This window comes from Citricoccus sp. NPDC079358 (assembly GCF_040702545.1).
Lineage (GTDB): Bacteria > Actinomycetota > Actinomycetes > Actinomycetales > Micrococcaceae > Citricoccus.
The window spans coordinates 147,436-158,419 of sequence record NZ_JBFBLI010000002.1 but is presented as its reverse complement, the minus strand read 5'-3'; the positions used below and the strand labels follow the sequence as shown (position 1 = coordinate 158,419).

The window sequence follows — 10,984 nt, the reverse complement described above, 5'->3', positions numbered from 1 at the left end:
ATTGGCCGGTCTTGAGTGCCATTGCCGTGCCACCGGGCCTCCCGGCACCGCGTGCGGGCGGTCCCGGACCGATGGTGGCGGCCACATGCCGATCCTGGGCCGAAGTCTGACGACTCCGTCACAGGGGGCTCGTTCACCATCCTATCCCGAGGGAAGGCCCGATCCCGCGCTTCACCCGCGCAGATGTCATGCGTGACGGGGAGATTTGTGGCGTTCTTGACGGAGCCGCAGATTTTCTTGACTCCGGCACCGCGGTCAGGACTTCGTGAGGAGGGCCACGGATTCCATGTGATGGGTGTCCGGGTACAGGTCGTAGACGTCCACCTTCGCCGCGGCCCACCCCGCCTGGGACAACAGTCCCAGGTCCCGGGCGAAGGACGCGGGATCGCAGGAGACGTAGACGATCCTCTCGGGGTCCAGTCGGTGAATCCGCTCCACGGCCGCCTTGCCGGCGCCCGCCCGTGGCGGGTCGAGCACCACCGTGTCGATCGAGCGCCCACCCAGACCGCAGTCGGCGACCGGTTCGTCCGGCTTGGACAGCCAGCCGCTCAGCACCCGGTCCGCCATGCCGTTGAGCACGGCCGCCTGGGTGACCCCGTGCAGGTTGCGCCGGGCGTCCCGGCTGGCTCCCGGTGCGGCCTCCACGGACAGCACCAGCCCCTCGGTCCCGACCCCGTCAGCCAGGAACGCGGAGAACAGTCCGGCACCGGCGTACAGGTCGGCGATGACCTGTCCGGGCTGCGGATCCGCCGCCGCGAGCACGGCGTCGACCAGCATGGAGGGAGCGGAACGATGGACCTGCCAGAAGCCGTCCCCGGTGATCCGGAAGGCGTGTTCGTTCCCGCGGGCGCCGGCCACCGTCTCCTGGGTCCAGGTCCGGCCACGCAGGCGGTGCACCTCAGGCCGGTCGTTCGGGTTCTCGCCCGGCACGATCAGCGACACGGAGGTGCCGTCCGGCAACCGGCTGGTCTGCCGGTGCATCCGACCGCCCAGCTGGGACAGGTCGGCACCGTCAGCGGGGGTCAGCAGCACCAGGGCCGGCTCGCCGGAGGCGGGCGTGGCCACGTCCACTCGGGAGAGACCGGTGAAGTCCAGTTCCCAGAGCTTGAGGGCATCCAGGCCCGGCACGCCGAGGGGCATGTTCCGGACCGGCACCAGCACGGTGGAGCGGTGCGCGTGCATGGCCAGCCGCCCGGTGGGTGTCACGGCGAAGGCGTTGCGGGTGCGCCAGTGCAGCCCGGAGGGATCGTCCCCCGGCGCCCCGGTGACGTGCACCTCGAGTTGCAGCCCGGCGATCCGGGCCACGGTGTCCCGGAACACCTGTGCCTTGAGGCGACGTTGGTGTGGCAACACGATGTGCCCGTACTCGGCACCGCCCACGGGCAGCCGGCCGGCGGCGTGCGCGCGCAGGGAGTCGGCCAGCTTCCACTGGTGGGTCCGGCGGAACTCGGAGCCGTGGAGCACCTCGACGGCGTCGGCCCGCCAGAACCGGGCCCCCTCCCCCGCCTCGGTCACGACGGCGCGGACCACCTCGCCGGGGATGGCGTGGCGGACGAACACCACTCGCCCCTCGTGCCGGGCGACGCAGTAGCCTCCGTGGGCCATCGGCCCGGCCTCGAGTTCGAGGATCTGGGGAATCTCCGGCAACCCGGCCGTCCCGGATGCACCGTGCACCGGCTGGCGGGCTACGTCAACATTGCTGGTGTCGCGGATGGTGGTCATCCTCGCCGTCCTCCTGAGCAGTCATGGGCGGTCGGCCTGATCGGCCGGGGATCCGTTGCCCTGTACCCCTGACTCTACTGGGCCGGTCCAGGAACCGGTGGGCGGGGCGGGTGTGCCGGTCCGCGAGGTGCTGGACGCCCGGCTCCGGGTCGTCGTCAGCTGCCACGGCACCGAGGCGACCATGACGCCCGGCTCGTGGTGCAGCCGCGCCTTGATCCGCTTGGTGGTCCGGTTGTGCAGGAGGGCCTGCCAGCCACCGCCGACGACGTATTCGGGGATGTAGACGACCACCAGATCCCGTGGCGAGGTGCGCCGCAGGGCCCGCAAGTGACGGATCAGGGGCTCGGACATCTCCCGGTAGGGCGAGGCCAGCACCGTGATCGGCACCGGCACGCCGAGCCGGTCCCAGGCCGCCACCAGCGTGCTGGTGGACCGCTTGTCCAGATCCACCACCACGGCCTCCATGCTGGAGGGTCGTGAGGCGCGGGCATAGGCCAGGGCCCGCAGCGTGGGCCGCTGGACGGACATCACCAGGATGACGGCATGGACCCGGGAGGGCAGCGCCCGGGCATCCTCGGTCGAGGTCAGGTCGAGCTCGGAGGCCACGGACTCGTAGTGACCCCGGATCCGGGACATCACGAACACCATCGCCGCGATCGCCAGCAGGGCCACCCAGGCCCCCTGGCCGAACCGCGTCACGAGGACGACCAGGGCGACCAGGGCGGTGACCACGAGCCCCACCAGGTTCACCAGCCGCCGGGTCCGGACGGCCTGACGGGCCCGGACGCCGGGCGTGTGCGCGAGGTGACGGCTCCAATGCCGCACCATGCCCAGTTGACTGACGGTGAAGGACAGGAAGACGCCGATGACGTAGAGCTGGACGAGCAGGGCGGTCTGGGCCTGGAAGACGACCACGAGGGCCAGTGCGGCCAGGGCCAGCAGCACGACGCCGTTGGTGTATCCCAGGCGGTCACCGCGGGTGAGCAGCTGCCGCGGCAGGTAGCCGTCCGCCGCCAATCGGGAGGCCAGCTCCGGGAAGGACTTGAACGCCGAGTGGCCGGCCAGCACCAACAGCACCGCGACCATCAGGATCAAGGCGCCGGCCAGGATCCCGCCGTGGCCGAGGATCGCGTTGGCCAGCTGGGCCAGCACCGGATTCTGCACATAGTCCTCGGACACCGGGCCGCCGCCGACGGCCTGCAGTCCGGCCGGGTCCAGGACGAACACCACCCCGGTGCGGTCCGCCAGGTACATCACCCCGATCGTCGACGCGCCGGCCGTCAGGCCCATCGCCAGCATCACGGACCGCGCCAGGCGGACCCTCGGCTTGGCCATCGCGCCCACGTTCGAGGCCGGAACCTCCACGCCGGTGGCGAGCGCCGAGCCGGAGGAGAACGCCCGCAGAACCAGGACCGCCAGCGCCAGGCCGCCGAGGCCCTCGGAGAAGGCGGAATCGGGCACGGGCTCGACCCCGGCCGACGTCGCCGGTCCGAGGGTGCCCGTCATATCCTGGACGACGCCGGCCACGATCATGCCGAACAGCAGGGCGAGGAAGACGTAGGCCAGTGCGGCGGGCGTCACCCGTCCGCGTCCGGCACCGCGGATGCTCGCCATGGCCAGGACCACGACGCCGGCCACGGCTATCAGGGTCTCGGCACCTTCCAGCACGGGGATCACCGCCACGAGGTAGTGCGCCATGGCGGCCATGGACACGGCCACCGTGAAGACGAAGTCGAGCATCATGGCGGCCCCCACCGTCAGCCCCGCCCAGGGGCCGAGGTTGGCCCGGGAGATCGCATAGTCCCCACCCTCGGGGTAGGCCCGGATGGACACCCGGTAGGACACGACGATCAGCAGCATCACCGCCACCACGGCCACGCCGATCTCCGGGCCCAGGGCCAGCGCGGCCGTGCCCCCTAGCGCCAGGGTCAGCAGGATCTCGTCCGGGGCGTAGGCGATGGAGGACCACGCGTTCGCAGAGAACACGGGCAGGGCGGTGAACCGGCCCAGAGGCCGGCGGTTCAACCGCTCCGTGTCGTAGGGCCGGCCCACGAGGAGACGGCGCATGCTGTCCAGGACCCTTGCCACGGCACTACGGTACCGCGCTCGCCGATCCACTCCGTCCTCGCCCCGTCCGCGCCTCGTCCGGGCACGGCTCACACCGCCACACGCGGGCCGGCACGGCCCGCCGCGGCCCGAGGGCTGGCCGAGCGTGGCACACTGGACTCGCTGGCGCTGCCAGCCGTTCGGAATGCCGGACCACCGGGTCCGTTCCGCCACATCAGGGCAAGGCCTCAGGCCGGTGAATCAGGAGGGAATCCGATGGCCCACTTCGTGATCATGGGTTGCGGCCGCGTCGGTTCGTCCCTGGCCCTGACGTTGGAGCGGGGCGGCCACACGGTCGCCGTGGTGGACCAGGACGAACGGGCCTTCCGGCGCCTGGGACGGCACTTCGGCGGACAGCGGGTCACCGGCGTCGGGTTCGACCGGGACGCCCTGACCAAGGCCCGGATCCACGATGCCTACGCCTTCGCCGCCGTCTCCTCGGGGGACAACTCGAATATCATCGCCGCCCGCGTGGCCCGCGAGACCTTCGGCGTGGAACACGTCGTCGCCCGGATCTACGACCCGGGCCGCGCAGAGGTCTACCAGCGGCTCGGCATCCCCACGGTGGCTGCCGTGCGCTGGTCCACGGACCAGGTCCTGCGCCGGATCCTGCCGGACGCAGACCTGGCCGGCGACTTCCGGGACGCCTCGGGGCGGATCCTCATGACCGAGGTGCGAGTCTCCGCCGCCTGGATCGGGCACCCCCTGACCGAGCTGGAGGCCGAGGCCGGCCTCCGCGTCGCCTTCGTCACACGGATGGGCGAGGGAATCGTCCCCACCAGGGGCACCCTCTACCAGCAGGGTGACATCGTGCACGCCGTGATGGCCGTGTCCGGTCAGTCCGAGGCCGAACGCGCCCTGATGGCCGGACCACAGACCGGTGCCGGCCTGCTGGAGGACCGTCCCGAGGACGGCGGAAAGGTGGACCGAGGAAAGGTGGACCGAGCATGAAGGTCGTCATCGCCGGAGCCGGTGCGGTCGGGTCCTCGATCGCCCGTGAACTGCTGGCCAACGGCCACGAGGTGCTGCTGGTGGACACCAAGCCCGAAGTCGTCGCCCGCTCCGGGCTGCGAGGCGTCAAGTGGCTCATGGGGGACGCCTGCGAACTCACGGTCCTGCAGGAGGCCCACCTGGAGACGGCCGAGGTCCTGGTGGCCGCCACGGGCGACGACAAGGCGAACCTCGTGGTCTCCCTGCTCGCCAAGTCCGAGTTCGGGGTGGGCCGGACCGTGGCCCGGGTGAACAACCCGAAGAACGACTGGCTCTTCGATGAGGCGTGGGGGGTGGACGTGGCTGTCTCCACGCCGCGCATCATGACCGCCCTGGTGGAGGAGGCCGTGGAGACCGGTGACCTCGTGCGGCTGCTGACGCTGAAGTCGGGACAGACCACGCTCGTGGAGTTCACCGTTCCCGCCGGGCACTGGGCCGATGGCCGCCGGCTCGGCTCGGTGTCCTGGCCGGAGGACATCTCCGTGGTGTCCATCATCCGGGACACCCGCCCCATCACCCCCAGTGACGACGACGTCATGGAAGCGGGGGACGAACTGTTCTTCCTGGCCACCGAGGAGGCGGAATCCCGGCTGCGGGATGTCCTGGTGCCCGAGGACGAGCGGCAGGCCCGCGGCCAGCGCGAGTCGCTGTCCCAGCGCGAGACACGCGGATAGGGATCCGGACTCAGGGTCGAGCGCGGCGAGAGGTTCAGGCGCCGGTGTGGTCGGAACCGCCCTCGGACACCGGTTTCGTGTTCTGCCGGGCGGAGACCAGCCAACCGAACCACAGGGCCAGCGCATAGAGGGGCAGGCCCATCACCAGCCGCGCGGTGCCCAGGGCCGTCAGCAGGTCGGCCAGGTAGAGGGGGACCTGGACGGCCAGCCGCAGGGCGAGGGCGGCCACCAGGATCCAGGTGGCCAGGGCATAGCGCCGGCGTCGCTGCGGGTCCTGGCGCCAGGCGATCCCCTCGTTGCGGACCAGCCCGAACACCAGGCCGAGCAACGGCCAGCCGACGAGGACGGAGACGGCCATGGCGGCGATATAGGCCGCGTTGGTGACGAATCCCCAGAGGTAGTAGTCCTTCGCCTCGCCCGTGTTCAGCGCCACCACCACACACAGCACGACAGCGGCCAGTCCCGCGAGGGCCTGGATCGGGCTCTGGCGTTGGACCAGTCGAGCCACGCTGAAGGCGGCGGCCACCACCACGGCGGCGATGCCAGCACCCCACAGGTTCTGGGTGGTGATGAAGGCGACCAGGAACACGGCGGAGGGCAGGACCGATTCCAACAGGCCACGCCACCCACCGACCGTGACCAGGACGTCGATCTCCCCGTTCTCCGTGACGGCGGTGCCGGACCCGACCTTGCGCAGGGCCTCGTCGAGCGGGCTGCGTGGTTCGTCCCGGTCCGGGACGCGGTCGGCGGCGGGTGTGCCCTGCGGAGTGTCCGGCGGCGTGGATGCGCCCGAGGTCTCAGGATCGTGGGTCATGCGGCGCTCCTGCCAGCAGTTCGTAACGGGGGTTGAAGACCGTCGGGAGGTCATCGTGTTCCGAGAGGAATCCCTCGACGCGCAGCCAGCGCCCGGCCTCGATGCCCGGGATCCGGCGCTGCCCGATCCAGACCAGCCGCAGCCGTTCGCCGCCGGTAGACACCCGGCCTGGACGGGGGGCCTCGGTCACCAGATCCACGGCGAAACGCACCGGTCCGGCCGCCGCCGCCAAGCGGACGGCGGCCACCAGTCCCACGCGCTGCACGAGGGCCCCATGGGCTTCTCGGCGCGCGGCACCCCCCGTTCCGGCCTGCGGGAGGGGCGGCGGTGCGGGAGCGGCGGAGGAGGAACCGGACGGTGTCAGCGGACTTCCGTCACTTCCGGTCCGCGCTCGGGCGGCCGCTGCCGTGGGTCCACGATAGCCGGTGCCTCTGACCTGCCCGTGGGCTGCGGCGCTCCCGCCGGTGCGGCAGAACCGGTCTCGACCGACTCGCCGGCCTGGCCCGCCTGGCCCGGCTGGCGCACGGGACGCATGTTCTCCGGCGGGGTGAGTGGCAACAGTTCCCGCGGCGGGTGGGGATCGTCCCCGCGCCGGACCACGATGCGGGAGAACAGCTCGTTGACGGGTCCCACGGCATCGGCCTTGAAGGCTGCCTCGCCACCGATCACGCCACGGAGGAACCACCGGGGACCATCCACCCCGACGAAGCGGGCCACGCGCCAGCCGGGCGATCCATCGGGCATCTTGGCCGGGATCCGGGCGACGACCTCGGTGCCGAACTGCCCCTCCTGCTCCCCGACCTGGGCACCTTCGGTGACAGTGACGGACTCGAGGATCTCGGCGCGGATCTCATCCCAGATCCCCCCCGCCCGGGGGGCCGCGAAGGCCTGCACCTGCAGTGAGGACTGGCCCAGCTGGAGGGTCACGCCGATCAGGCGCTTGGTGGTGTCCTCGAGGTCGAGGCGCACCTTCATGTCCTTCACCACCGGGATGCGCAGGGATCCCAGGTCCAGGTAGCCGTCCGCCTCGGGGCGGCCGGCGATGTCGAAGGGGCCGGTGGCCTCGGCTTCGGGCTCGGTCGCCGGCTCGTCCCGGGGATCCTGGAGTTCCTCTGGAAGGACGACCGTCTCGGTCTTGACGTTCCGGTTACGGCCGAAGATCATGTGCCTGCCTGCCAATCCGTGTCACGTGTAGAAGATGCTGGTTCGTACCTGGCCCGTGCCGCCGTCCGACCGACCGGGCTGGACCGGGCTGGCCGTCCGCGCGGGGAGGGCCAGTCCAGCTTAGGTCAGTGCGGCGGCGCCGCAGAACTGTCATGCCCCGGGGCCCGGGCCGTCCGCACCGAATCCGCCGGTGGAGCCGAAGCCCGCGGCGCCGCGGTCCGAGGAGGGCAGTTCGTCCACCACCACGAACTGCGCCTGGGCCACCCTCTGGATGACCAACTGGGCGATCCGGTCCCCCCGACGGAGCCGGATCGTCTCCGTCCGGTCCGTGTTCAGCAGCGGCACCTTGATCTCTCCCCGATACCCGGCATCGATGGTCCCGGGGGCGTTGACGAGGCTGAGCCCCTGGCGCACGGCCAGTCCGGACCGCGGGTGCACCAGTCCCACGAAGCCCACCGGCAGGGCCAGGGCGACGCCGGTCGGCACCAGGGCGCGGGTGCCCGGTTCCAGCACCACGTCCTCGGTGGTCCGCAGGTCCGCACCGGCGTCCCCGGGAAGGGCGTACGCGGGAGGTTCGATGCCGTCGTCGAGCATGGTCAGGGCGATCGTGGGACGCTCCACGGCACCGTCGACGGAAGGCGTGTCAGGGGACTCTGCTGGCTGATTCACGCGGCCACTGTACCGGAGAACCCCGATCCGTCCCGGCCCGGCCCGGCGATGGAGGCACGGCGCCGGGAGGGCGCCGGGACGGCGCCGATTCACCCTGCCCCGCGAAACGTGGGATTCTAGAAGACATGCGTGAATCCTCCTCGGCCCCTGCGGGACAGCCCGGTCAGCCACCCAGCCCGGAGTCGCCCGATCGGGTCCTCTATGAAGAGAAACTGCGTCCGTCCCTGTGGATCTGGTTGATGGCCCTGATGATCTCCGGCATGTCTATCCTGGTCTTCGTGCCGATCGGCCTGGAGATCGGCCTGGTGGCCGCCGTGGTGGTGTTCGCGATCATCGCGATCCTGCTGACGCTCTCCACCCCCCGGATCCAGGTCACCGAGCGGTCCCTGCAGGTCGGCCGGGCCGGCATCGAGCGCCGCCACGTCGGCGCGGTGACCGGGTACCGCGGAGACGATGCGACCCACCAGCGCGGACCGGCCCTGCACGGCCTGGCCTTCATGTGCATCCGCGGCTGGATCGACCCGGTGGTCCGCATCCAGATCGAGGACCAGCGGGACCGGACCCCGTACTGGCTGACCAGCACGAGGAACCCGGAGCAGCTCGTCGAGATCCTCGGTGGCACCATGGCCCGCGACGCCGAGTCCGACTGAGACCAGAGACACCCCAGAAACACCACAGGCCGGCCAGGAGTACCTGGCCGGCCTGTGTGGTGTAAGGCTGGAATGCAGCCCGAGGGAGAGTCGCTGACTCAGCCCTCGCAGTCCTTGCAGAACAGCAGGCCGTCCTTCTCCTTGGCGACCTGCGAACGGTGGCGCACGAGGAAGCAGGAGGCGCAGGTGAACTCGTCGGCCTGGGCGGGAAGCACCCGGACCATCAGTTCCTCGCCGGAGAGATCGGCGCCGGGCAGCTCGAAGCCTTCCGCGGCCTCAGCCTCGTCCTCGTCCACCACGGCGGACTGCGTGTCCGTGCGGCGGTTCTTCAGTTCCTCGATGGAGCTCTCGTTCAGCTCATCTTCGTTCTTGCGTGGCGCGTCGTAATCGGTGGCCATAAGGGGTGTATTCACGCTCCGCTGGTGTGGCCGGCGATGACCGACCGTGGGTGGGATGTTGCGACAAGGTCTCCGGAACCCCCGGGGATAGCGGGGAAACCGGCCGCGAGAAACCGGGGCAAAAGGCCCACGGGGCCTTGGCTTCAGTCTGCGCGTCGTGGAGATTGTTCCCCACGTCCAGGGAAAAACCAAATCGCTGAGAGCGGACACGCGTCAGCGGCTCTCCACGGATCCGCGCCACACCGGACCGGCGTGGTGCATGCCCCGCCGAATCGTGGCAAAGTCGGTGGGAGAATGTGGGTAGACCGACCGTGGAGGACAAACATGCAGGAACTCCGTCTCGTTGGTGTCCAGGAGGATGGCGGACACCTGCTGTTGAGCAACGAGGCCGGCGAGGAGTTCTCCCTGCCGGTGACCGAGGCCCTGCGATCCGCAGCGACCCGCCCCATCGGGCGGCCCTCCGCCCGCGCCGCCGATGCCGCCGCCGGAGTGGTGACGCCGCGTGACATCCAGGCCCGCATCCGTGCCGGTGCCACCGCTGAAGAGGTCTCCGCCGAGTCCGGAGTGGACCTCGAGCGGGTCCGGAAGTACGAGGGTCCGGTCCTAGCCGAACGCGACTGGATCGCCCACCTGGCCCGCCAGGTCGAGGTCGCGGCCCCTCAGACCGGGCACGACCTGTACCGCAGCACGTTCGGCGAGGAACCAGCCCTCTTGGGTGACATGGTCCGCCACCGGCTGACGTCCCTCGGCATGGACCCGGCCACGGCCCAGTGGGATGCCTGGCGCAACCCGGAGGGCTTCTGGACCATCAGCCTCCACTTCTCGACGGACGGACACGACGGGTCCGCCGCCGCGATCGGTGACCAGTCCCCCGCCCTGTGGACGTACCGCCAGTCCAGCCAGCACCTCGACAACCAGAACCGCTGGGCCCAGGTCCTCTCCGAACTCGACCCGCTGGACGGGCCGTTCGGGGGACGCCGGCTCTCCGCCGTGGGCGACCGGCCGTTCAACGTGGAAGAGGACGAGACCCCGGTGCCAGCCGTCTCCAGCACGTCCGCCGGTCCACGCCCGGCCGTGGACCAGGACTCGCAGGACGAGTTGCTGGACGTCTTGCGGGCCCGCCGCGGTCAGCGCCTGGGCGTGGACGAGGACGGCGACGACGAGCTGGCCCTGATGCTCACCCGTGACGAGCAGTCCTCCCCCGGGGCGTCACGGCCCCGACTGACCGTCGCCTCCGGCCCGTCCGACCCGGATGACGGGGCTGATGTCGCTGACGAGGCTGGCGACACGGGCAACGCCGAGGGGGGCGCTGGCGACGGCGACGGAGACGCCGCGGACGAGACCGGCAAGAGCCGCTGGGGTCGTCGATTCGGCCGCACGACACCAGCTGGCAGCGCCGACCACGACGCCTGGGCGGTCGCGGAGGACGACTCCGGACACGCCCACGGCGATGACACCGACGGCGGGATCAGCGGGGACGAGGGGCCCGCCGAGGCAGCAGCCGACGAGCACGGGGCCGCTGACGACCAGACCGCCCCCGAGGTGCATCCGGACCAGACCGCCCTGGACTTCGGCGCCGACGGCTCGCCGCGGACCCGCAACGGTGAGGACGAGCCCGCCAGGACCGCCGGGGACAAGGGCCGCACGATGGGACGCAAGCCCGGAGCCCGAACCGCGGGGGCCAAGTCGAAACGGCCCTCGGTGCCCAGCTGGGACGAGATCGTCTTCGGCCGCAAGGGCGACTGACCTCCCGCCGGTCCGCTGCTGGACCGGGTGGCCCCGCGGTCCGTGCCGCTG

General features: G+C 71.1%; 11 protein-coding genes. 4 read left to right on the top strand and 7 right to left on the bottom strand.

What is annotated here, in order from left to right:
- Positions 1-255: 255 nt before the first annotated feature.
- Complete coding sequence (locus tag AB0333_RS03130) at positions 256-1,722, bottom strand: class I SAM-dependent RNA methyltransferase (RefSeq protein ID WP_366217302.1); 1,467 nt, start codon at positions 1,720-1,722, stop codon at positions 256-258.
- 21 nt (positions 1,723-1,743) lie between these two features.
- On the bottom strand, positions 1,744-3,810 hold the full coding sequence (locus tag AB0333_RS03125) for an APC family permease (protein ID WP_366217301.1): 2,067 nt from the start codon (positions 3,808-3,810) through the stop codon (positions 1,744-1,746).
- A 234-nt stretch (positions 3,811-4,044) separates the two neighbouring features.
- Here AB0333_RS03125 and AB0333_RS03120 point away from each other — a divergent pair, with 234 nt between their 5' ends.
- Positions 4,045-4,779: a TrkA family potassium uptake protein gene (locus AB0333_RS03120; RefSeq protein ID WP_366217300.1), complete on the top strand. Its 735-nt coding sequence runs from the start codon at positions 4,045-4,047 to the stop codon at positions 4,777-4,779.
- Entirely contained in the window at positions 4,776-5,492 is a 717-nt protein-coding gene (locus AB0333_RS03115; protein ID WP_115931436.1) for a TrkA family potassium uptake protein, read from the top strand. Before AB0333_RS03120 ends, AB0333_RS03115 begins: the two co-directional genes overlap by 4 nt.
- Positions 5,493-5,526: 34 nt before the next feature.
- Here AB0333_RS03115 and AB0333_RS03110 read toward each other — a convergent pair whose 3' ends face one another.
- The 4 genes from AB0333_RS03110 to dut form a co-directional block, all read right to left on the bottom strand.
- Positions 5,527-6,306 carry a DUF3159 domain-containing protein gene (locus AB0333_RS03110; RefSeq protein WP_366217299.1) on the bottom strand — a complete coding sequence of 260 codons (780 nt, stop codon included), beginning with the start codon at positions 6,304-6,306 and terminating at the stop codon, positions 5,527-5,529.
- Positions 6,290-6,571 (bottom strand): hypothetical protein, encoded by a 282-nt coding sequence (locus tag AB0333_RS03105; protein ID WP_366217298.1) that lies wholly within the window; start codon positions 6,569-6,571, stop codon positions 6,290-6,292. Before AB0333_RS03105 ends, AB0333_RS03110 begins: the two co-directional genes overlap by 17 nt.
- A gap of 95 nt (positions 6,572-6,666) precedes the next feature.
- The gene (locus AB0333_RS03100) at positions 6,667-7,470 is read right to left on the bottom strand and encodes a DUF3710 domain-containing protein (protein WP_366217297.1); all 804 of its coding nucleotides are present in this window, start codon (positions 7,468-7,470) and stop codon (positions 6,667-6,669) included.
- A 150-nt stretch (positions 7,471-7,620) separates the two neighbouring features.
- The gene (gene dut, locus AB0333_RS03095) at positions 7,621-8,064 is read right to left on the bottom strand and encodes a dUTP diphosphatase (RefSeq protein WP_366217559.1); all 444 of its coding nucleotides are present in this window, start codon (positions 8,062-8,064) and stop codon (positions 7,621-7,623) included.
- Positions 8,065-8,264: 200 nt separating this feature from the next.
- On the opposite strand from dut, the gene AB0333_RS03090 reads away from it, so the two are divergent.
- The gene (locus tag AB0333_RS03090) at positions 8,265-8,789 is read left to right on the top strand and encodes a DUF3093 domain-containing protein (protein ID WP_366217296.1); all 525 of its coding nucleotides are present in this window, start codon (positions 8,265-8,267) and stop codon (positions 8,787-8,789) included.
- Positions 8,790-8,887: 98 nt separating this feature from the next.
- Here the strand turns inward: AB0333_RS03090 and AB0333_RS03085 are convergent, their stop codons facing one another.
- Complete coding sequence (locus AB0333_RS03085; protein ID WP_159554876.1) at positions 8,888-9,187, bottom strand: DUF4193 domain-containing protein; 300 nt, start codon at positions 9,185-9,187, stop codon at positions 8,888-8,890.
- Positions 9,188-9,511: 324 nt separating this feature from the next.
- On the opposite strand from AB0333_RS03085, the gene sepH reads away from it, so the two are divergent.
- A complete protein-coding gene (gene sepH, locus AB0333_RS03080; protein ID WP_366217295.1) occupies positions 9,512-10,933 on the top strand; it encodes a septation protein SepH in 1,422 nt (473 codons plus the stop codon).
- Positions 10,934-10,984 lie beyond the last annotated feature (51 nt).

Bases quoted from the DNA above. Each gene is read 5' to 3' on its own strand.
- dut (WP_366217559.1), bottom strand. From the start codon at position 8,064: ATGCTCGACGACGGCATCGAACCTCCCGCGTACGCCCTTCCCGGGGAC.
- AB0333_RS03115 (WP_115931436.1), top strand. From the start codon at position 4,776: ATGAAGGTCGTCATCGCCGGAGCCGGTGCGGTCGGGTCCTCGATCGCC.
- AB0333_RS03120 (WP_366217300.1), top strand. From the start codon at position 4,045: ATGGCCCACTTCGTGATCATGGGTTGCGGCCGCGTCGGTTCGTCCCTG.
- AB0333_RS03130 (WP_366217302.1), bottom strand. From the start codon at position 1,722: ATGACCACCATCCGCGACACCAGCAATGTTGACGTAGCCCGCCAGCCG.
- AB0333_RS03090 (WP_366217296.1), top strand. From the start codon at position 8,265: ATGCGTGAATCCTCCTCGGCCCCTGCGGGACAGCCCGGTCAGCCACCC.
- AB0333_RS03085 (WP_159554876.1), bottom strand. From the start codon at position 9,187: ATGGCCACCGATTACGACGCGCCACGCAAGAACGAAGATGAGCTGAAC.
- AB0333_RS03110 (WP_366217299.1), bottom strand. From the start codon at position 6,306: ATGACCCACGATCCTGAGACCTCGGGCGCATCCACGCCGCCGGACACT.
- AB0333_RS03100 (WP_366217297.1), bottom strand. From the start codon at position 7,470: ATGATCTTCGGCCGTAACCGGAACGTCAAGACCGAGACGGTCGTCCTT.
- sepH (WP_366217295.1), top strand. From the start codon at position 9,512: ATGCAGGAACTCCGTCTCGTTGGTGTCCAGGAGGATGGCGGACACCTG.